Origin of the sequence: Sulfuriferula plumbiphila, from assembly GCF_009938015.1 — a bacterium.
GTDB lineage: Bacteria > Pseudomonadota > Gammaproteobacteria > Burkholderiales > Sulfuriferulaceae > Sulfuriferula > Sulfuriferula plumbiphila.
Genome location: NZ_AP021884.1, coordinates 757,598 through 778,404, shown reverse-complemented (window position 1 = coordinate 778,404; position 20,807 = coordinate 757,598). Strand labels below are relative to the sequence as shown.

The 20,807-nt window shown below is 61.4% G+C and carries 23 protein-coding genes; 10 read left to right on the top strand and 13 right to left on the bottom strand.

Annotation, left to right across the window (positions count from 1 at the left end):
* Window positions 1-31 precede the first annotated feature (31 nt).
* Genes GZH91_RS04160 through dapA form a run of 4 tightly spaced genes read right to left on the bottom strand, consistent with a single transcriptional unit; the run spans window position 32 to window position 4,056 of the window.
* Window positions 32-1,213 carry an MFS transporter gene (locus GZH91_RS04160; protein WP_147074484.1) on the bottom strand — a complete coding sequence of 394 codons (1,182 nt, stop codon included), beginning with the start codon at window positions 1,211-1,213 and terminating at the stop codon, window positions 32-34.
* Window positions 1,214-1,228: 15 nt separating this feature from the next.
* A complete protein-coding gene (locus tag GZH91_RS04155) occupies window positions 1,229-2,002 on the bottom strand; it encodes an MBL fold metallo-hydrolase (RefSeq protein ID WP_147074485.1) in 774 nt (257 codons plus the stop codon).
* On the bottom strand, window positions 2,002-3,159 hold the full coding sequence (bamC, locus tag GZH91_RS04150) for an outer membrane protein assembly factor BamC (RefSeq protein WP_147074486.1): 1,158 nt from the start codon (window positions 3,157-3,159) through the stop codon (window positions 2,002-2,004). The genes GZH91_RS04155 and bamC overlap by 1 nt, the downstream gene beginning before the upstream one ends.
* A gap of 21 nt (window positions 3,160-3,180) precedes the next feature.
* Entirely contained in the window at window positions 3,181-4,056 is an 876-nt protein-coding gene (gene dapA, locus GZH91_RS04145; RefSeq protein ID WP_147074487.1) for a 4-hydroxy-tetrahydrodipicolinate synthase, read from the bottom strand.
* 123 nt (window positions 4,057-4,179) lie between these two features.
* Between dapA and GZH91_RS04140 the strand changes: the two genes are divergently transcribed.
* Complete coding sequence (locus GZH91_RS04140; protein ID WP_147074488.1) at window positions 4,180-4,563, top strand: response regulator; 384 nt, start codon at window positions 4,180-4,182, stop codon at window positions 4,561-4,563.
* On the opposite strand, the gene GZH91_RS04135 is transcribed toward GZH91_RS04140, so the two are convergent.
* Window positions 4,560-5,036 carry a SixA phosphatase family protein gene (locus GZH91_RS04135; protein ID WP_307723891.1) on the bottom strand — a complete coding sequence of 159 codons (477 nt, stop codon included), beginning with the start codon at window positions 5,034-5,036 and terminating at the stop codon, window positions 4,560-4,562. The two genes, GZH91_RS04140 and GZH91_RS04135, sit on opposite strands and share 4 nt — an antisense overlap.
* 99 nt (window positions 5,037-5,135) lie before the next feature.
* The gene (locus GZH91_RS04130) at window positions 5,136-6,668 is read right to left on the bottom strand and encodes a CYTH and CHAD domain-containing protein (protein WP_147074489.1); all 1,533 of its coding nucleotides are present in this window, start codon (window positions 6,666-6,668) and stop codon (window positions 5,136-5,138) included.
* 92 nt (window positions 6,669-6,760) lie between these two features.
* Between GZH91_RS04130 and ppk1 the strand changes: the two genes are divergently transcribed.
* Window positions 6,761-8,830 (top strand): polyphosphate kinase 1, encoded by a 2,070-nt coding sequence (gene ppk1, locus GZH91_RS04125; RefSeq protein ID WP_147074490.1) that lies wholly within the window; start codon window positions 6,761-6,763, stop codon window positions 8,828-8,830.
* An 18-nt stretch (window positions 8,831-8,848) separates the two neighbouring features.
* On the opposite strand, the gene ppx is transcribed toward ppk1, so the two are convergent.
* The 4 genes from ppx to GZH91_RS04105 all read right to left on the bottom strand — a co-directional run bounded on the left by ppx (window position 8,849) and on the right by GZH91_RS04105 (window position 13,143).
* The gene (gene ppx, locus GZH91_RS04120; protein WP_147074491.1) at window positions 8,849-10,345 is read right to left on the bottom strand and encodes an exopolyphosphatase; all 1,497 of its coding nucleotides are present in this window, start codon (window positions 10,343-10,345) and stop codon (window positions 8,849-8,851) included.
* A 95-nt stretch (window positions 10,346-10,440) separates the two neighbouring features.
* On the bottom strand, window positions 10,441-11,670 hold the full coding sequence (locus GZH91_RS04115) for a nucleoside recognition domain-containing protein (protein WP_147074492.1): 1,230 nt from the start codon (window positions 11,668-11,670) through the stop codon (window positions 10,441-10,443).
* Window positions 11,671-11,673: 3 nt separating this feature from the next.
* The gene (locus tag GZH91_RS04110; RefSeq protein WP_147074493.1) at window positions 11,674-12,597 is read right to left on the bottom strand and encodes a CobD/CbiB family protein; all 924 of its coding nucleotides are present in this window, start codon (window positions 12,595-12,597) and stop codon (window positions 11,674-11,676) included.
* A gap of 15 nt (window positions 12,598-12,612) precedes the next feature.
* On the bottom strand, window positions 12,613-13,143 hold the full coding sequence (locus tag GZH91_RS04105; RefSeq protein WP_147074494.1) for a GyrI-like domain-containing protein: 531 nt from the start codon (window positions 13,141-13,143) through the stop codon (window positions 12,613-12,615).
* Between the two features lie 110 nt (window positions 13,144-13,253).
* On the opposite strand from GZH91_RS04105, the gene GZH91_RS04100 reads away from it, so the two are divergent.
* From GZH91_RS04100 to GZH91_RS04085, 5 genes are all read left to right on the top strand, one after another.
* A complete protein-coding gene (locus tag GZH91_RS04100) occupies window positions 13,254-14,204 on the top strand; it encodes an MBL fold metallo-hydrolase (RefSeq protein ID WP_147074495.1) in 951 nt (316 codons plus the stop codon).
* A 2-nt stretch (window positions 14,205-14,206) separates the two neighbouring features.
* Window positions 14,207-15,058 (top strand): secretin N-terminal domain-containing protein, encoded by an 852-nt coding sequence (locus GZH91_RS04095; protein ID WP_147074496.1) that lies wholly within the window; start codon window positions 14,207-14,209, stop codon window positions 15,056-15,058.
* A 76-nt stretch (window positions 15,059-15,134) separates the two neighbouring features.
* Window positions 15,135-15,269, top strand: a complete 135-nt coding sequence (locus tag GZH91_RS18230; RefSeq protein WP_269778470.1) for a hypothetical protein — start codon at window positions 15,135-15,137, stop codon at window positions 15,267-15,269.
* Window positions 15,270-15,354: 85 nt separating this feature from the next.
* On the top strand, window positions 15,355-15,753 hold the full coding sequence (locus GZH91_RS04090; RefSeq protein WP_147074497.1) for a group II truncated hemoglobin: 399 nt from the start codon (window positions 15,355-15,357) through the stop codon (window positions 15,751-15,753).
* A 20-nt stretch (window positions 15,754-15,773) separates the two neighbouring features.
* Window positions 15,774-16,157, top strand: a complete 384-nt coding sequence (locus GZH91_RS04085) for a rhodanese-like domain-containing protein (RefSeq protein WP_147074498.1) — start codon at window positions 15,774-15,776, stop codon at window positions 16,155-16,157.
* A 169-nt stretch (window positions 16,158-16,326) separates the two neighbouring features.
* On the opposite strand, the gene GZH91_RS04080 is transcribed toward GZH91_RS04085, so the two are convergent.
* From GZH91_RS04080 to GZH91_RS04070, 3 genes are all read right to left on the bottom strand, one after another.
* Window positions 16,327-16,503, bottom strand: coding sequence for a hypothetical protein (locus GZH91_RS04080; protein WP_161984165.1), 177 nt, complete (start codon window positions 16,501-16,503; stop codon window positions 16,327-16,329).
* Window position 16,504: 1 nt separating this feature from the next.
* Window positions 16,505-17,077, bottom strand: coding sequence for a peptide-methionine (S)-S-oxide reductase MsrA (msrA, locus tag GZH91_RS04075; RefSeq protein ID WP_147074499.1), 573 nt, complete (start codon window positions 17,075-17,077; stop codon window positions 16,505-16,507).
* Between the two features lie 393 nt (window positions 17,078-17,470).
* Window positions 17,471-17,833: a hypothetical protein gene (locus GZH91_RS04070; protein WP_198415394.1), complete on the bottom strand. Its 363-nt coding sequence runs from the start codon at window positions 17,831-17,833 to the stop codon at window positions 17,471-17,473.
* A gap of 114 nt (window positions 17,834-17,947) precedes the next feature.
* On the opposite strand from GZH91_RS04070, the gene glyA reads away from it, so the two are divergent.
* The 3 genes from glyA to ribD all read left to right on the top strand — a co-directional run bounded on the left by glyA (window position 17,948) and on the right by ribD (window position 20,807).
* Window positions 17,948-19,192, top strand: coding sequence for a serine hydroxymethyltransferase (gene glyA / locus GZH91_RS04065; RefSeq protein WP_147074500.1), 1,245 nt, complete (start codon window positions 17,948-17,950; stop codon window positions 19,190-19,192).
* Between the two features lie 69 nt (window positions 19,193-19,261).
* The gene (nrdR, locus tag GZH91_RS04060; protein WP_147074501.1) at window positions 19,262-19,711 is read left to right on the top strand and encodes a transcriptional regulator NrdR; all 450 of its coding nucleotides are present in this window, start codon (window positions 19,262-19,264) and stop codon (window positions 19,709-19,711) included.
* 31 nt (window positions 19,712-19,742) lie between these two features.
* Window positions 19,743-20,807 (top strand): bifunctional diaminohydroxyphosphoribosylaminopyrimidine deaminase/5-amino-6-(5-phosphoribosylamino)uracil reductase RibD, encoded by a 1,065-nt coding sequence (gene ribD / locus GZH91_RS04055; RefSeq protein ID WP_198415393.1) that lies wholly within the window; start codon window positions 19,743-19,745, stop codon window positions 20,805-20,807.

Here is a 20,807-nt window from a genome sequence, read left to right as displayed (position 1 = left end):
GCTTATTGTACAGCATTGCGCAGGGTTTCTGTCAGTGCGGCGCTGGATCAGCGCGCCCGACGGCAAACAGCGCAAGTATGCCGGCCGCTGCAAACCCGGCGCCCACAGCACACACCGCAGGCCATCCGGCGTGCTGCCAGGCATATCCGCCCAGCGCCGAGCCTGCCGCGCCGCCCAGAAAATACGTCACCATGTACACGGCATTGAGACGATTGCGCAAATCGGGGTGGAGCGTGTAAATGCGCGCCTGGTTGGACAGGTGGCTGGCCTGCACGCCGGCGTCCAGCAGCACCACGCCCAGCGCCAGTCCCAATAGCGTGGTCCCGGTCAGCCCCATCAGCAGGAATGCCAGCAGCACCAGGAGCAAAGCTGCGCCGTTCAGCAGCGGCGCTGCCACGCGATCGGCAAGGCGCCCGGCCAGCGGTGCGACGAGTGCGCCGGTGACGCCGATCAGGCCGAACATCCCCGCCACTTCGCTGCCATAGCCGGGTGACAGTTGATGCAGATGAAACGCCAGGGTTGTCCAGAACACGCTGAACGCGGCGAACCCGCAGCCGCCCACCAGTGCATGGCGGCGCAGCACCGGCTCGCTGCGCACCAGTTGGATCAGCGAAGCCAGCAGCGCCGTGTAGGCGATCGGCCGGCTCGACGGCAGGCGCGGCAGGGTGCGCTGCAGCAACACCGCCAGCATCAGCATCACCCCGATTGCCAGCAGATACACGTCGCGCCAGCCTGCATAGGCGCCAATCAAGCCGCTCAAGGTGCGCGACAGCAGGATGCCCACCAGCAGCCCGCTCATCACGATGCCGATAACGCGTCCCCGCTGGTCGGGCGCTGCCAGGTGTGCCGCAAAGGGCACCGCCAGCTGCGGTACCACGCTGACCGCTCCCAGCAGGAAACTCGCCAGCATCAGCCAGCCCAGCGTGGGCGCCAGCGCCACACCGAGCAGCATCAATACTGCGCATAGCGTAGTCGCCACAATCAGGCGCCGGCGCTCCATGCTGTCGCCGAGCGGAACCAGCAGCAGCAAGCCGGCCGCATACCCCAGCTGGGTCGCAGTGGGCACCACGCTCACCGCCGCCGGACGCACGCCAATGTCGGCCGCAATCGCCACCAGCAACGGCTGGCTGTAATACAGATTGGCCACCGTGGCGCCCGCCGCTACAGCCAGCAGGCCGACCAGCCGTGGTGAAATCAGTGACGGGGTTTGCATCTGCCTACGGATGCTTCAAACCGTGCGCAGATCACGCCAGTCAAAACCCTCGTCCTGGGTGGCGTGGCTGAACCAGTCCGGCATACAGCCCAGCACTTCGGCCAATGCCTGCACTGCCAGCTGCGGCGTATTGTTGTGCATGGAGAGATGGGCGGCGACGAGGTGTTGCAAACGCCTGTTGTCCAGCCTGGACAGAAGCGCCGCGGCGGCGTGGTTGTCGAGATGGCCGAAGCGCCCCGCGATGCGGCGTTTCAAGCCAAGGGGATAAGCGCTGCTGGCGAGCAGGTCGCGGTCGTGGTTGCACTCCAGCACCAGGGCATCGCAACCCGACAGCATGGCTTCGATATGCGCGGTCGAGGCGCCCACGTCGGTAAGCACGCCGAGCCGGTGCACGCCATCGCCAAACACGAACTGGACCGGTTCACGCGCATCATGCGGTACGGGAAAGGGATGAATTTCGATGGCGCCGATTGCGAAGGCGGTATGGCTGTCGAGTTCGTGTACCTCGGGCAGTTGCGCACACTGGTTGCGGAATACCGCCAGGGTGCCGCACGTCATCCATACCGGGATACCATATTTACGCGCAAAGCGCGCTGCGCCGCCGATATGATCGCTGTGCTCGTGGGTAATGACAATGGCGTCAACCGTTTCGGGCTGGAGCGCCTTGGCGGCCAGGCGACGTACCGTGTCACGCAGACCGAAGCCGCAGTCGAGCATGATGCGCGTACGCCCTACCTCGACAACCAGGGCGTTGCCCTCGCTGCCGCTGCCGAGTGAAGCGAAACGCATTACTTGAGTTGTTCGAGCAGCAGCCTGATGATCTTGTTGGCTGTTTCCGGTTTTGCTGGCGCACCTTTGGCGGTCATTACGCGCACCTCGGCGCCATTGGAAGCCTGATTCTCGGATACTTCAACCTGGAATTTGTCACCATTTGCCGCGGCTTTCTTGTTACTGCGCCAGAACGCCAGCTTGCTCAGGAAACCACTGCTCTTCTTGGTTTCCACATCCTGCTGTGGATCAATATAGCGTACGTAATAAAGCCCCTTGGCGCGGTTACGGTCTTCCACGGTGAAGTTAATGCGGTCCAGCGCCAGACCCACCCGTCGCCAGGCGCGATCGAATGGATCGGTGAGCACCAGCATCGGCGTGCCGTCGGCCGCCTGGGCAAGCTTGGCGCGATCGGGCTGGTTTTGCTCGGCCAGCATGGCCTTGGCCTGTGCTTTTTCCACTCCGAAGCGCTCCATCAGGCGGCTCAGCATTTCAGCTTCCAGCCCGGGATCAGCCGGGCGCGGCTGCCACATGGTGCGTTTGTCCTCGTAGCCGCTGCCCACATACACCTCGATCATGCCGCGATGGCTGATGTAAATTTCGGTTTCGCCCGGCGGGTTGGTGGTGCGTTCGAGACGGGTACGGAATTTGTCGCGCTCGGGTGTGGAGTAAAGGTTATCCACCACCTTGCCCAACAGATTGCGAATCATGTCCTGAGGAATTTTGGCGCGGTTTTCCGCCCAGTCGGTTTCCATGATGCCGGTCTGGGGATCCTCGACGTTGATCACAAAACCGTTTTCCTGCCAGAAATCCTTGACGATCGGCCAGACTTTTTCGGGCGGCATATTGACGACCAGCCAGCGCTCGCTGCCGGCGCGTTCGATGCGCACCTTGTTCTGGGCAGGCAGAATCTCGCTTTTCCCGGCGCCGGCGTTCTCGCTGCGCTCTGCGCTGTACGCCGAATACGTGGCGCTGCCGCGCGGATTGAGGTCAGGCACCTGGTAGCGGCTGTCAACGGTGGGCGCGGTCAGGTCGGGCGGCACTTCCAGCGTGGGGACCGTGGTGGCGGACTTGTAGTCGATCTTTTTTGATTTCAGAACATCCATGCTGCCACAACCCGCAACGCTCATCGCCACGCCTGCGCCAGCCAGCGCCATCCACAATTTGCTACGTTTCATGGTTACCAATCCTTAAAATGCTTACATGGCATTGGCCTGGCGCATGGCCTGGCGCAATGTATCGTGGTGCTGTGCAGACAACGGCGTCATCGGCAAACGTATCCCTGCACCGATCAAACCCATCTCGGCCAGCGCCCATTTCACCGGGATCGGATTGGCCTCGACAAACAGTTTTTGGTGCAGTCCAAACAACTGCTGATTGAGTTCGCGCGCGCGCGCCAGTTCCCCGTTGAAGGCGGCCACACACATTTCGTGCATGGCACGCGGCGCGATGTTGGCGGTGACCGAAATCACCCCATGCCCGCCCAGCAGCATGAATGCCAGCGCCGTCGCATCATCGCCGGTATACAGGGCGAAATCTGCCGGCGCGCGCAGGATAAGATCGGTGGCGCGTTCGATGTTGCCGGTCGCATCCTTGATACCGACGATGCCGGGCACTTCGGCCAGCCGCAGCGTGGTGTCGTTGCTGATGTCGCTGACCGTACGCCCGGGCACATTGTAGAGTATCAGTGGTAAATCTTCGGCCTCGGCAATCGCCCGAAAATGGCGGTACAAACCCTCTTGCGTGGGCTTGTTGTAATAGGGCGCCACCGACAGCGCATAATCCGCACCGGCTGATTTGGCGCAGTGTGTCAGCTCGATTGCCTCCGATGTGGAGTTCGCCCCGGTACCGGCAATCACCGCCATACGACCGCCAGCCCGCTCGACCACGGCACGAATCAGCGCACAATGCTCGTCATAGCTCACCGTCGGCGACTCACCCGTGGTGCCCACCACGACTATGCCGTCCGTGCCCTGCGCTGCGTGCCAATCCACCAGTGCGCGCAAGCGTGCCAGGTCAAGGCTGCCATCGTCCTGCATGGGTGTCACAATGGCGACCAAACTGCCTTTTAACATGCCATCATCCGCTTGAATTTAAATCCGGCCAGTTTACCCGATAACACCGCCCCCGGAAACCAGTGCAGTGTGAGCACATTATGGAAGATAGTGCGGGTACAACGCGCAGAAAAGGACAGCAGCATGGCTGATAAAACGCTCAGATTCCTGTTGGTGGACGACTTTTCCAGTATGCGCCGTATGCTGCGCAGCCTGCTCAAGGACATCGGCCATACCCACTGCGAAGAAGCCGAAGACGGTGTGGCGGCGCTGGAAAAATTGCACACCGGTCATTTCGATATGGTGATTACCGACTGGAGCATGCCCAACATGACCGGTATCGAACTGTTACGTGAAATCCGCCGCGATTCGGCACTGCGGCACCTGCCGGTATTGATGGTCACCGCCGAAGCGCTGCCGGAGAATATTGCCGAGGCACGCAACGCGGGGGCTAGCGGCTATATTCGCAAACCATTCACTGCCGATGCGCTGCACACCGCCCTGGCACAGATACTGCCAGAAATTTAGGCCAATTCGGGCGTCATCACCGCGCGTACTATGGTTTGCTGCGTGGCCTGGCGCACCCGGTTGGTGAGCCACCACAGCCCACCCTTCTTGATCGACAAATCCGACTCGGCGCCGCACAACAGCAGCGCTGCAGCCTGCCCCAGGCTGGGCTGGTGTCCAACCACCACCACGCAGCCACCCGCGTCCGGCCAGCCTGCGGCGAGTACCACGCTCATGGCGTCGGCTCCGGGTGCGATTTTTTTTGCGGTGTCGAACGGCCGTCCCAACGCCTCGGCAGTCTGCAGCGCACGCGTCGCCGGGCTCACCAGAATCACGGCAGCCTTGGGTAGGCGCGCATTCAACCATGCTGCCATCTGTGCAGCCTGTTTGTGCCCTTTGGCGGTGAGCTCGCGTCCCATGTCAGGCAGCCCATCTACCGCATCGGCGTGACGCCACAGGATCAAATCCATCTCTGTTTCCAAAAAGTCCAGCATGCTAGCGCTCCAATGTTACGGGATTAAAACCGGAGAATTTCCAGGAGCGGACCGGGCGTGGCTGCAGACTACTGGCGCCGGCGCCGAGTACACTCAGTCTCATGTCGGCTTGCTCCAGAACGGGCGGATTTTTTTCATGCGCCGCCAGGCTGACTCGAGCTCGGCGATCCTCGCCCGGGCACGGCTTTCCACCCAGCCCTGCACCACACCGCAGGCCCAGGCGCGACGGGCCGCACGGCCGCCGCGCAAGCCGTCGAGCAGGCGTCCGGTCACGGCAATGTCGTTGAGCGCGCCCAAACCGTCCTGCAGCGCGGCCAGGTTTTTTATATAGGCCCGCGCCGCCTTGCGCGGGTAAAGTTCGGCGAAAAATTCGGCAGTGTAGCGCTGTTTTTTGGCGGCGACGCGCAAGCGGTGGCGCGCCGCCGGCGCCAGCCGGGAAAAATGCCTGCCGCGCCGCAGTAACTGGCGCTGGCGCCGATCCAGCACCGACTCGGCCAGGGCTGTGACCGGGGCACTTTGCCAGGCTGAGCCGATCCGGTCCACGGCCTGCTCCCACGGGCGCGGCAGCAACACCCGCCCGGTTTCCAGCAGCAGGCGGGTGAGCCGCCGCGACGACACTGCCGCCGTCATCGCGGCGCGCGCTTCGTCCCGCTGCGCTGCGCCGTCCCGGGCAAGGCTTGCCAGCGGCCGGCCGGGCATGGCGGCCATCAGCGGCGGCAATGTTTCCGTCGCGAACACATCCCAGTCCCGCGCCGGGCCGAGCGCGCCCATGAGCCAGCGCAGCTCCTCCCGCAGCGATGCCAGCGCCGGATCGGGCAAGGCCGGGGCAAACACCGACAGCGCCGAACGCAGCCGGCGCACCGCGACACGCGCCTGGTGCAGGTATTCAGGGTCGGTTTCATGGATGAGGCCGGCCAGGTTGGCAGTGAACTGCCCCAGTCCACTTTGCATCACGGCCACGCAGGCGTCAGCCACACGCATCTCCGGCTTCAGGCCGACAGGTGCGGCTTGCAGCGGCTGGGAATGCAGGTTCTGAAACAGCGCATAGCCGCGCCCCGCCTTGCTCACCGGGTCCGGGCGCAGATCGAAATCCGCTGCCAGGGCCAGCGCCAGATCATACAGCGCCGCCGGCTGGCCGGATTTCAGCTCCAGTTCCACTTCGCAAATCGGCTGGCTGCGTCCGCCGCTGCTCACTTCACCCTGGTCCAGGGCGACTTCGATGCTGCCGCCTCCGCTGACCGGCAGCGTCCAGGCCGTGCGCCAGAACCGGGTTTGGAACAGCGGGCGCAGCCGCACCACCCGGCCGGGGGTAAGCAAGGCCTTGACTGCCGGCGTATCAAAGCGCCCCGGCTCGGGCACGGCGCCGGCCACCGGCGTCTCCCACTCCGGCCGCTGATGCAGTCCGCCCGCCGAGCCGCCACCGATTTTCACTGTCTGCACCCAGCCGCGCCCCACGCGGCGCACGCGCAGCGCGGCTTGTGCGCGCATCAGGTCAAGCCCGGGGGTATCGAAATACACGCTGACCAGCCACCGCCGTAACGGCCGATCTGCCCCGGCCAGCAACGCATGGCGTTTCAGACGTGCGGCCTGCACCGGCGCGAGGGCGAGCTTGAGTTCGATTTCAACTGTCATGTTTTGTCACAAAAAATCCTGTTAATGGACGGGGAGGGCGCACTTTGGCTGCCATACAAACGATTTTAGCTTTACTTTGATAACATGCTGCCATGACCACGACCACTCCCGAACATTTTCTCAACCGCGAGCTGAGCCTGCTTGCTTTCAACGAACGCGTGCTGGCGCAGGCTGAAGATCCCGGCGTGCCTCTACTGGAACGGCTGAAGTTCATCTGCATCGTCAGCAGCAATCTGGATGAATTTTTCGAGGTGCGTGTGGCCGAGCTGAAAGAGCACATTGCACTGGACTCTTCCTCCGTGAGCGCAGACGGGCTAAGTGCGCGGCAAACTTTCCGCGATGTTGCCCCGCGCGCGCATGTGCTGGTGGAAAAACAGTACGAAACCCTCAACCAGGCCATCCTGCCGCAACTGGCAGAGCAGGGTATCCGCTTTTTACGCCGTACCTACTGGAATGAAGAACAGGCAGCGTGGATCCGCGCCTATTTTTTCCGCGAGTTGATGCCGGTGCTGACACCCATCGGACTGGATCCGGCCCACCCGTTCCCGCGCGTGCTCAACAAGAGCCTGAATTTCGCGGTGGAGTTATCCGGGCGTGATGCTTTCGGCCGCAATTCCGGAGCCGCGGTGGTGCAGGCACCGCGCTCATTGCCACGCGTGATCCGGATGCCGGAGGAAATTGCCGGCTGCGAATACGGCTTCGTGTTTTTGTCGTCCATCCTGCATGCGCATGTCGGTGAACTGTTCGCCGGGATGACGGTGCAAGGCTGTTACCAGTTTCGCGTCACGCGCAACTCCGACCTGTTCGTGGACGAGGAAGAAACCAAAAACCTGCGCGAAGCATTGCAGGGCGAACTGCCCCATCGACATTACGGCAACGCAGTCAGACTGGAAGTGGCGGATAACTGCTCACCGGAAATGGCGGATTTCCTGCTCGCGCAGTTCAATCTTGGACGCGAGGATTTTTACCAGGTCAATGGTCTGGTCAACCTGGTGCGGCTGATGCAGATACCTGATCAGGTGGATCGGCCTGACCTGAAATTTCCGCTGTTCATCCCCGGCCTGCCCAGTCAGCTGACCAAGCCTGGCGACGTGTTCCGCGCCGTACGCCGGGGGGATATTCTACTGCATCACCCGTTCCAGTCGTTCCAGCCGGTGATCGATTTTATCCGTCAGGCGGCAGACGACCCGCAGGTGCTGGCCATCCGCCAGACGGTGTACCGTACCGGCACCGACTCAATGCTGATGCAGGCACTGATCGCCGCAGCGCAAAGCGGCAAGGAAGTGACCGTGGTGGTGGAACTCATGGCGCGCTTTGACGAGGAAGCCAACATCAACTGGGCTGCCAGGCTGGAGGAAGCTGGCGCACACGTGGTGTATGGCGTGGTGGCGCACAAGACCCACGCCAAAATGGCGCTTGTGGTACGGCGCGAGGGCACCAAGTTGTGCCGTTACGCACATCTGGGTACCGGCAATTACCACGCCCGCACCGCGCGCCTGTACACCGATTTTGGCCTGCTCACCTGCAACGAGGACATCTGCGCCGATGTGAATGAAATCTTCACCCAGCTCACCGGACTGGGCAAGGCGTCGCGTCTCAAGCACTTGTGGCAGTCACCGTTCACCCTGCATAACCAGGTCATCGCTGCCATCAGGCGTGAAGCCGAACACGCGCGTAATGGTCTGCGCGCCACGATCATTGCCAAAATGAATGCGCTGCTGGAACCGGAAGTCATCCGCGCGCTGTATGAAGCGTCGCAAGCCGGGGTAAAAATAGAATTGATCGTGCGCGGGGTGTGCGCGTTGAAGCCGGGCATGCCCGGTCTGTCGGAAAACATCCGGGTGCGCTCGGTAATTGGCCGTTTTCTCGAGCACACACGCATTTTCTACTTCCGCGACAATGGCGCCGAGCGTGTTTACCTGTCCAGCGCGGACTGGATGGATCGTAATTTCTTCCGGCGCATTGAAGCGTGCTTTCCGGTGCTGGAGCCACGCCTGAAAAAACGCGTCATCGCCGAAGGCCTGAAGCCCTACCTCAAGGACAACCAGCAGGCGTGGGAGATGGACCACCAGGGCACTTATCGCCGCCGCATCCGGCGCCGCGCCCGGCCTTACGGAGCGCAGCAGGCACTGCTGGAACTATTGGCGAAACCGGTGGCGTAAGGGCGCCCTTGAGCCGTTTCAGCCAGGATACGTCAGCTTTAGCCCGACCGCTTTCAAATCAGCCTTTTCTTCTTCCAGCGCCGTTGCCGTCAGCGGGTTATCCGCCAGCCACTCTGCCGCCAGGGAGAGCTGGCATGTCTGATCGCGACACGCCAGACGCAACTCGGGCAGCGCCACATCCGCACGGCTGCGGTAGAACAGCACGGCCAGCCGCAGCGCCAGCACCGCCAGGCGTGTGGCAGGTTCGGTCGGCTCCAGGCTATCGGGCTGGAATTCAGGCAGCTTGTTCAGGCCGCCACGCTGCGCTCGCACCAGACGTGCCAGCAGCGCCTGATCCATGCGCGAAAAACCCGGCATGTCGGCGTTGGCCAGGATATACGCGCCGTGTTTATGGTAGCCGGAGTGGGCAATCGAAATACCGATTTCGTGCAACTGTGCCGCCCACTGCAAAAATGCACGCAGCTTGGCAGTGTCAGTCGTCGCATCCGCTTGCAACTGGTCAAACAGCCTGACAGCCAGCGCGGTCACCCGCACTGCCTGGCGTGTATCCACATGATAGCGGCGCATGAACTGCTCCACGGTGGCGGCGCGCATGTCGCGATGATGGAAACGTCCCATCAAGTCGTACAGCACACCCTCGCGCAGCGCGCCATCGGCAGCGGTCATATGCTCGATACCGAATTCGGCGAATACGCCGCTCATGATGGCAAAGCCCCCGGCAATCACCGGCTTGCGGTCGGATTTCAGGCCGGGTAGCTCCAGCTTGTCCAGGCTGCCGGCGCGAAGCAGCTGGGCACGCAACGTCGCCAGACCTGCGCGGGTGATGCCGGATTCGGCCCAGCCGTTGTGCATCAATACATCGGCCAGCGCCCGCGCCGAACCGCTCGATCCCACCGCGTCGCGCCATTGCCCGGCGTAGCTGGCGACGATGGTCTGCACCTCGGCGCGGGCGGTAAGCTCGGCCTGCTTCATACCATGCTTGTCAATGCGGCCGCCCGGGAAAAAGCGCTGGGTGAAATTGACGCAGCCCATGTGCAGGCTCTCCATCAGGTGCGGCGTGTAGCCTTTGCCAACGATACACTCGGTGGAACCGCCACCAATGTCCACCACCAGCCGGGGCTGGTTGCTGGCAGGCAGGCTGTGCGCGACACCGATGTAGACCAGCCGCGCCTCTTCGCGCCCGGCAATCACCTCGATCGGATAGCCCAGCGCCGCTTCTGCATTTTCCAGAAACGCCTCGGCATTTTCCGCGATGCGCAGCGCGCTGGTACCCACACAGCGCACCGCGCCTCGCGGCAGGCCACGTAAACGCTCGCCGAAGCGTTTCAGGCAATCGAGCGCGCGTTGCTGCGAGGCCGCATCGAGACGCTTGTCCGCATCCACGCCCGCCGCCAGCCGTACCGGTTCCTTGAGCGCATCCAGCGGATAAATCTGGTCGTCCACTACCCGCGCCACCTGCAGCTTGAAGCTGTTGGAACCGAGATCCACTGCCGCCAGGATTGAATATTCGTTCATTTCACCACATTACTCAGACAAAATTCGCCACGGGGTTCGCCGGGAAAAACGCGCAACATCCTCTGTGCTCCCGGTGTTCCCCGTGGCAAAGCGCATTACCCAAAAAACAGATACGTCACTGCAATCGCCGCGACCAGCCCGCCCAGATCCGCCAACAAGCCGCAGACAATGGCATGGCGTACGCGCTGGATGCCGACCGCACCGAAATACACGGCGAGCACATAAAAAGTGGTTTCGGTACTACCCTGGATCACGGAAGCGAGCCGCCCGGCGAAAGAATCCGCGCCGAAGCTGTGCATGGTATCGATCATCATCGCGCGCGCACCGCTGCCGGACAGCGGCTTCATCAGCGCGGTCGGCAGCGCATCGACGAAGCGGGTGTCCCAGCCCAGCATTGCCACGCCGCTGCGCACGCCATTCATCAGCAAATCCAGCGCGCCGCTGGCGCGCAATACGGCAATCGCCACCAGCATCGCAACAAGATACGGGATAATGGTGACGGCGGTATGGAAACCATCCCTGGCGCCCTCGATAAACGCTTCGTAGGCATTGACGCGCTTGACCGCCGCGCCGCCGATAAACAGCGTGACCAGGCCGAACAACAGCACGTTACTCACCAGCGCCGACTGGTGCAGCATCTGCGCCGCCGGCAATTGCGCGAAATACGCCACCAGGCCGAACACCGCTGCACTGATTGCGGCAAGATAAGCCAGCACTACACGATCAAGCAGGTTGATACGCTGGTAAAACGCCGTCGCCAGCAAGCCAGCCATGGTCGAGCAATAAGTCGCGATGAGGATGGGAATGAACACATCAGTGGGGTCGTGCGCCCCGGCCTGGGCGCGATAAGTGAAGATGGTCACCGGCAGCAGCGTAACCGAGGACGCATTGATCACCAGAAACAGAATCTGCGCGTCCGAAGCGGTTTTCTTGTCCGGGTTGAGGGTCTGCAATTCCTGCATGGCCTTGATGCCGATCGGCGTGGCGGCATTGTCCAGCCCCAGCATGTTGGCCGCCATGTTCATGGTGATGGCACCCAGCGCAGGGTGGTTGCGCGGCACGTCGGGGAACAGGCGCTGAAACAGCGGTGCCATCAGCCAGGTCAGCCCTTGCAAAAAACCGGCACGCTCGCCCACCCGCATCACGCCCAGCCACAACGCCATCACACCGGTCAGCCCCAGGGCGATTTCGAAGCCGTTTTTTGCCGCGTCGAAGGCCGCTTTCATCACCAGCGCAAAACTGTCGGCATGGCCGAAAAACACCAGGTTGACGGCAGCGAAGACAAACGCAATGAGAAAAAAACCGACCCAGATTGCGTTCAGCAAAATTTATCCCGCCAGCTTGGCCAGTGTAATCAGCAGCAATGTCAGAAGCCACAGCCCGAGTACGCGCCAGCTCAGGCTCACCGCGCTGCCCAGGTATTGCGCATCGGCGCTGTCGCCGAGGCCGAGCTCGGGACGCTGCAGCCGCCCGCCCGCAGCGCTGATCGCCAGCCCCAGGCGCACCCCGAGTGCGCCGGCGCCGCTGGCCAGCACGATCCCTTCGCTGGCATCAGGCCAGTCCTGCGCCTGGGTACGCCAGCAATACATGGCATCCTCGAAATCACCCGCCACGGCAAAGCTCAGTGCGGTGAGCCGTGCCGGAATCCAGTTAATCCAGTAATACACACGTGCGGCAAATTCACCAAACTGTCCGGCACTGCCCGCACTGCCCCACTTGCGCCCGAGAATCGAGGCCAGGCGATACAGTACCGCACCCACCGGCCCCAGCGGCGACAGCAATACAAAGCACACAATCACTCCGAACATCTGCCGATGCGCGCTCTCCAGGGTGCGTTCGGTGGCGAGCCGGGCGATATCGTCGGCATTCAGCATGCTGGCATCCAGGCCGCGCCATTCGGCCAATGCGTTACGCGCAGTGTCCAGGTCGCCCGCTTCCAGCGCGCGCGCGATGCGCGCGCTGATTTTGCTGAAATACTTGAAGCCCAGCGTCACATACACCACCAGCGCGCTCCACGCCCAGGCCAGCAGCGGACTTGCCGCACCCAGCAGGAAATACACCACGCCAACCGTAATCAGGACGGGCAACACCGCCACCAGCCAGGCAAGCACGCCATGCTGATATTGCCCGGTGTTGAGCTGGCGCTCGATGTATTGGGCGTAGCGCCAAAACGCCTGGTAATGCGGCAGCGGGTGGCCGAGCGGCCGGAAATGTTCGAGCAGCAGGGCGGCGAGCAGTGAGAAGAAGGTCATCGCGCCGCCTGCCGGTTAAATTGGCATTTCCACGGTGAGAATACCCATCTGGTTGATGGATTTTCCCGGCACATAAATCTCCACCGTGGGCATGCGGATATCCTGGCCGCTGGTCTTGAGGTAATCGTGCAATGCCTGGTAGGCAGTGCTGGGTGCCAGCAACATGCTGGCCTGCACGCGCGCCGCGAGCACCGGGCGCGCAGCAATGTCACCCACTTGCAGCGGCGCCTTGATGGACACACCCGGTGCCAACAAATAGCCGACGCGCGCACGCTGCCGGCTTTTGGGCGTGGTGCGCGGATCGTCGTAGAGAATGGCGATGGGCGCACCCGGCGTGATGCCCTGGGCGCGCAGCGCATCGGCAACCTTGATCTGGATGTCGGGTATCTTGCCGTAGTCGCCGGTGTGTTCGGCGTAGACATAATGATAGGGGCCTGACACCGTCTGCCCGATCGTCGCCCGGTTGAATCCGCCCCACCACCAGAACACCAGCACGATCGGCAGCACGAACGCCAGCACGAAAGGCAGCCAATTCTTCTTGATCAAAATCTGTCCTCAATGAGCCTGTCTACGACGCTGTGAAGATACCATACCGCAGCGCCGACTGTCGCGCGTACAATGCCCAGGAAACACGATAATACAAGGAGGGCACACCCATGAAAACACTCGTCGCGATATTCCTGGCCTGTCTGGTTTCATTCGCCCATGGTGCGGAATACGCCGCTGTCGGCGTCAAGGTCACACCGATCAAAGTGGGTGCCCATAGCTACTACGTGCAGGGGCTATCCGGCGCCGCCTCTTCTGCCAACGAGGGCTACATGTCCAACGCCGGATTTGTCGTCACTCCGGCCGGAGTGGTGGTATTCGATACGCTGGGCACACCATCGCTGGCGGCCGAGATGGTCAAACAAATCCACAAGATCACCAGGCAGCCGATCAAACGCGTCATCATCAGCCACTACCATGCCGACCACTATTACGGCACCCAGGTATTCAAGGCGCTGGGCGCGGAAGTGTGGGCGCATAAAAACGGCCAGGGCGCGGTCAATACCGAGGCCGCCGCCGATCGCCTGGCGCAGCGCAAGGAAGTGCTGTTCCCGTGGGTGGACGAAAATACGCATCTCACCCCTGCTGACAAATGGCTGGACGGCGATACCGATTTCGACATGGGCGGCATCCATTTTGCATTGCGTTATGTCGGCCCGGCGCACTCTGCCGAGGACATGGCCATGCTGGTGCAGGAAGATGGCGTGCTGTACGCGGGCGACCTGGTATTCAAAGGCCGCGTGCCGTTCGTCGGCGACGCCGACAGCAAAGCCTGGCTGGCCTCGCTCAACAAGCTCATCGCATTGAAGCCGCGCGTACTGGTGCCGGGGCATGGCGCGGTTTCCACTGCGCCGCTGGCTGACCTGACCCTGACCCGCGATTATCTCAATTATGTGCGCGCCGAAATGGGTAAAGCAGTACGCGATCTGGTGCCATTCGACGAAGCCTACGCACGCACCGACTGGTCCAAATACGCCAAACTGCCTGCTTTCGCGCAGGCCAACCGCCCCAACGCCTACAATACCTATCTGTTGATGGAAAAAGAAGCGCTGGACAAATAGCCATGCGCGCGCTGCACCGCGTCATCGCACTCTTCTGCCTGTTGCCCGCACTGGCGCTGGCCAACGGGATGGAAGTGATCACCCTGCAAAACCGCAGCGCCAACGAAGTGCTGCCGGCACTGCGCCCGCTGCTGGAACCGGGCGGTGTGCTGACCGGCATCAACGACCAGATTATCTTGCGCGCCTCCAGCGCCAATCGCGCGCAGATCAAAGCTGCACTGGCGGCACTCGACAAACCGGTACGCCAGTTGCTGATTTATGTCAGCCAGCACCGCCAGCAAAACAGCCAGCAGCACGAACTGGCGGTGGCCAGCCGCAGTGGCGGCGGCGATTCGCTACCGCTGCACCAGCCCATTTCTGGCCGCGACGGCGTCACTGCCAGCGTACACGGCGGCAGCAGCGCTGCTGACGTGCGCCTGGACAACCGCCAGCACAACCGTGCAGAGCAAGTCGGCCAGATACTGCGCGTGGCCGATGGCGGGCGCGCCTACATTCAGGCCGGCGTGTCCCTGCCCATGCGGCTGCATCAAGTCTATCTGTCACCCAGTGGTGCCATTATTTCGGACAGCACGGTATACCGTGACATCGGCAGCGGTTTTTACGCTACGCCGCACCTCAATGGCCGGCGCGTGACGCTGGAAATCAGCCCGCAACTGGATAGCCCGGCGGGCAATGGCGCAATCAACGTGCAACGACTTTCCACCACCATCACCACCCGGCTTGGCGAATGGACGCAACTTGGCGCTGCCGACACCCGGAATAATCAGCAAAACAAGGCGTTACCTGGCCATGCCAGTGGCAACAATTCCACCCAGGGGAATGTCTGGGTAAAAGTTGAAGAAACACCGCAATGAACACGGCAACATGCTGCTCGGGCTCGCCGATCACTTTCGAGCCGGGTTCCCCACGGCCAGGCACTCATGGCAGTGAGTGCTGACGCTCACCCTCGTCAAAGGACAACCTGGTGTGAGCTATTTCATGGGCCTGCGCCGCGTCATGGCTGCTTATCTGGCCGCTGTCGGCGGCGTCATGTATGCTCGCCTTCATCCAGCACAAGTAGGATAATATAGCTGCCCAATATGAAGCTGCGCATACCACGCCTGAGTGATGGCGCTATGGCCTAACCGGCGCGGAGGCGAACAGGAGAACCATGCAAGCTGAAATCACAACCATCACCAGCCACTACCACCGCATCGGCGGCGCTGATCAGGTACGCACGTTGGTCAAGCGCTTTTACCAGATCATGGACGAACTGCCCGAGTCCTACGGCGTCCGCAAACTGCACCCGGAAAACCTGCAGGGCTCGGAAGACAAATTGTTCAAATTCCTGTGCGGCTGGATGGGCGGACCGCAACTGTATGTGCAAGAATACGGTCACCCCATGCTGCGCCGCCGCCACCTGTCTTTTCCGATCAGCGCATCCGAGCGCGACCAGTGGCTGCTATGCATGGACACCGCCTTGCAAGAGGTGGTCAAAGACCAGCAACTGCGCAACGAACTGTCTGCCGCATTTGCTAAAGTGGCCGACCACATGCGCAATCAACACTGATTTTTTACAGGAGAAACCCAATGAGCATGACGCCTCAACAACTCGTCGCAGAAGCCAAAGCCCAGATCAGGGAAGTCGATGCCAACAGCGCTGCCCAGCGCATTAGCGCAGGTGCCGTGGTGATTGACGTGCGCGAACCGGCCGAATTCGATGCCGGACGCTTGCCCAATGCGGTGAACATTCCGCGCGGCGTGCTGGAATTCAAAACCAGCGATCATCCCGCCCTGGCCAACAAGGATGCCGAAATCCTGCTGTATTGCAAAACCGGTGGCCGCTCTGCGCTGGCCACCCTCAACCTGCAGCGTCTGGGCTACACCAGGCCGGTATCCATGGTGGGTGGCTTTGAAGCCTGGGTCAACGCTGGCCAGCCAGTGGTAACAGGCACCACCAGCTTCGACGCCTAATACACGCGCCAATCGGTTCAAGCCTAAAAAACGCCACTAACCACGGTCACGGGAAATAGGGAATACAGGAAAGCAAAAGCCAAGTCCCTCTCCGGACTTGATTTTTGTCTTTCCATTTTTGCCTTTGTCATTTCCCCGTGCCTCCCTTGGTTAACGGCTTTTTCACGGTTTATTGGTTTTCGCCGCGTTTCAGCAAACGCTTCAATGCCGCGCGTTGCGCGCCGCTGCCCTTGCCGTCGGCGCCACCCGGCTTGCCGCGCAACGCCAGCGCAGCAGTATTGCGCGGTTTCTGCTGCGGCACCTGGAACACTTGCTTCTGCCGGGTATTCAGGGTTTTGCTGGCCATTTTATTCGCGCCCGAACATGCGGCTTTTGTCCGGAAAAACCTGCAAGAACTTGCTCAGCTTGGGCGCCACAACGTGTTGGCAATACGGCTGCTGTGAGTGGTTGCGGAAATACTCCTGGTGGTAATCCTCTGCCGGATAAAAGGTCGTGACCGGACTGATTTCGGTGACAATCGGGTTCGCCCAGACCTGCCGTGCAGTCAGATCCGCGACCATTTTTTCGGCCGCCGCCTGCTGTGCGGGCGTATGGTAGAAAATCGCTGAGCGATACTGCGTGCCGCGGTCGTTGCCCTGGCGATTCAGCGTGGTAGGGTCGTGTATGGTAAAAAACACCTCCAGCAGCGTTTCGAGTTTCAGTTCCGCCGGGTCGAATTCAATCTGCACCACCTCTGCGTGACCGGTGCTACCTGTGCAAACATCCTCATAGCTGGGGTTGCCGGTATGGCCGCCCATATAACCCGAGGTCACCTTATGCACCCCCTGCAAGCGCTCGTACACTGCTTCCAGGCACCAGAAACAGCCCCCGGCCAGGGTGATGGTGGACAAAGATGGCGCAACTGCTGGGTTTGGCGTCATGACGCTTCCTTTTCGGCGGTACGGACTAATGGCATCAGCAGGATGCAAACGCCATGAATCTAAACTCCCCAGGTGGAAAATGAAAGCCTTGATGAGGCGGGGCCGTCGCCTCACGACAATGCGCGTGCGCTGAGCAGGGGCTCACGACTGCATTGGCCGGTGCTCCTCATCACCTAGCTACCATCCCGGCCTTGTATCTCGAGCTGGCCGCGTCCACGCCAGCGCTCGGCAGTGCCGAGCGGCACAGTGCAGGGTATTGTCGCGCTCGCCTATGCGGTCACCTGGTCTGAAGCTCGTACTCAAGGCGCTGTGAGGCGAGATTGAGGCGCTACGTGTCGAAATTAAACGCCCGAGAAACCAGGGGGAAAATGGGCGTCAGACAAATAAGCCGTGTTACTTCTTCATCGCGTCTTTGGCTCCATCGACAGCGCCTTTGGCGGCGCCTTCGACGACTGCGGCAGCGTGTTTGGCGGCGTCCTTGCTTGCATCAACAGCATGGCCTGCAGCTTCAACAGCCTTGTCGGCAGCCGCTTTGGCATCATTAGCAGCAGCATCGGCAGCGCCTGTAGAAGGCGTAGGTAGCGCTTCTTTCTTACTGCACGCGGTCAGGGTCAGGGCCATCATTGCAGCAATCAACAGGGAACGGGTCATCATCATCTCCAGTCTGTATTTACTTGACAATGAAAACATCCTGCTCACACCTTCCTTCCCGGGAAAGGCGTGGACTGGCAAACGAAAAAAGATTCGTCTGTCCATGAATTATACTCATGTTTTTCAAGCAAGCCGGGTTAGGTGTCAGTTTTTTCTACACATTTTCCGCGCTATGGCATGATAAAATGCGCAGCTTGATTACCCACAGGATGCCGACCGATGTTTAACCCTCAGCACACTCTCGCCCAAACCGATCCCGCTCTCTGGAAAGCCATGGAGGCAGAACGCGGCCGCCAGGAAGATCACATCGAGCTGATCGCTTCGGAAAATTATGCCAGTCCGGCGGTAATGGAAGCCCAGGGTTCGGTGCTGACCAACAAATACGCGGAAGGCTATCCCGGCAAGCGCTACTACGGCGGCTGCGAATATGTGGATATCGCCGAACAACTGGCAATTGACCGTATCAGGAAATTATTCGGTGCGGAAGCCGCCAACGTGCAGCCGCATTCTGGCTCGCAGGCCAACCAGGCGGTATTCCTGGCCTTCCTCAAGCCGGGCGATACCATCATGGGCATGAGCCTGGCTGAAGGCGGACACCTCACCCACGGCATGGCGCTCAACATGTCGGGCAAGTGGTTCAACGCCGTGGCCTACGGCCTGAATAAAAAAGAAGAAATCGATTACCCGCGTATGGAAGCGCTTGCCCGTGAGCATAAGCCCAGACTCATCATCGCTGGCGCCTCGGCGTATTCGCTGCACATCGACTTCGAGCGCTTTGCCAAAATAGCCAGGGAAGTCGGCGCGATTTTCATGGTGGATATGGCGCACTACGCCGGACTGATCGCGGCGGGGGTGTATCCCAATCCGGTACCGCATGCGGATGTGGTAACCTCCACCACGCACAAGACGCTGCGCGGTCCCAGAGGCGGCATTATCCTGATGAAAGCCGAACACGAAAAGGCGATCAATTCCGCCATCTTCCCGGGCTTGCAGGGCGGTCCGCTGATGCACGTCATCGCCGCCAAGGCAGTGGCGTTTCAGGAGGCAATGGGCAAGGACTTCAAGTTGTACCAGGAGCAGGTGATCGATAACGCCCGCGTGATGGCGAAGGTGCTGCAGGAACGCGGCCTGCGCATTGTCTCCGGCCGCACCGATTCGCATCTGTTTCTGGTGGACTTGCAGGCCAAAAGCATTACCGGCAAGGAGGCAGAAGCCGCGCTCGGACGGGCGCACATCACGGTCAACAAAAACGCCATCCCCAACGATCCGCAAAAACCCTTCGTCACCTCCGGCATCCGCATCGGCACGCCGGCAATGACCACACGCGGTTTCAAGGAACTGGAAGCCGAGCAACTGGCGCACCTGATTGCCGATGTGCTCGACGCGCCCAATGACGAGGCGGTCATTGGGCGCGCGGCCACTGCCGCGCAAGCCTTGTGCAAGAAATATCCGGTGTACGGATGAACGGGTAGCGTGCCGCCCAACCAGGCTGCCTGCTGCTGACTATTACCTTACCCGCTACAAACCGTCTTCATGAAATGTCCGTTCTGCAGCGCGTTCGACTCCCAGGTCGTTGATTCGCGCCTTTCCGAAGCCGGCGACTCGATTCGTCGCCGGCGCCGCTGCACGTCTTGCGACAAGCGCTTTACCACCTACGAAACCATAGAACTGCGCCTGCCGCAGGTGATTAAAAGCAACGGCGTGCGCCAGGAATTCAGCCAGGAAAAACTGCACGAGGGCTTTCGCCGCGCGCTGCACAAGCGCCCGGTACCGACCGAATATGTGGATGCGGCGATTGGGCGCATCGTCAAACAAGTGCTGTCGCTGGGCGAACGTGAATTGCCCGCGCGCCAGATTGGCGAGATGGTGATGAACGAGTTGAAGCGCCTGGACAAGATCGCTTACATCCGCTTTGCCTCAGTGTACAAGAGCTTCCAGGATGTGGGCGACTTCCGCGACGTGCTCAAGGACTTCGACAAATAAACCTGTGTTTTCGCAGACAGATTACATCCATATGGCGCGCGCGCTGCAGCTTGCGGAGCACGGCCTGTACACTACCAGCCCGAATCCGCGCGTGGGCTGTGTGATTGTCAGGAATGGAGCGATGGTCGGCAGCGGCTGGCACCAGCAGGCCGGACAGCCGCATGCCGAAATCCACGCGCTGCGCGAGGCCGGCGACGCAGCGCGCGGTGCCACGGTGTACGTCACGCTTGAGCCGTGCAGCCACCATGGGCGCACCCCGCCCTGCGCCGAGGCGTTGATAGCCGCAGGCGTGGCACGCGTCGTGGCCGCCATGCAGGATCCCAACCCCCAGGTGGCGGGCAATGGTCTGGCCCTGCTGCAAAAGGCCGGGATTGCGACTGAATGCGGCCTGCTCGAAGCGCAGGCGCGTGAACTCAACGCGGGCTTTATCAAGCGCATGGTCATGGGGCATCCGTGGCTGCGCATCAAGACCGCCAGTTCGCTGGATGGCAAAACGGCCTTATCCGGCGGTGCCAGCAAATGGATCACCGGAGAGCCTGCGCGCCGCGACGTGCACCGGCTGCGTGCGCGTTCATGCGCCATTCTGACCGGTATCGGTACGGTGCTGGCGGATAATCCGGAACTGAATGTGCGCGCAGTGGAAACCACGCGCCAGCCGCTCAAGGTCATCGTCGATTCGCGCCTGCAAACCCCGCCCTCGGCGAATATACTGGGCGGTGCCCCGACCCTGATTGCCTGTGCCGAACCGGACGCCCGGCGCAGCGCCGGACTGGAAGCCGCCGGGGCAGAAATCCGCTGTCTGCCGGGTGATGCCGGGCAGGTTGATCTGGGGGCGCTATTGTCACTCCTGGCGCAGCGCGGGATAAATGAAGTGATGACCGAAGCCGGTGCCACACTCAACGGCGCGCTGATCGCGGCTGGATTTGTGGATGAATGGGTGATGTATGTCGCCCCGGTATTGCTGGGTGACACGGCGCGTGGCCTGTTTTCCCTGGCCGAACCGGCGCAGATGCAAGAGCGCCGCAAACTGGTGCTGCGCGACATACGTCAGGTCGGTGCCGATATACGCATCACTGCACAATTTGAAAAGAACTAA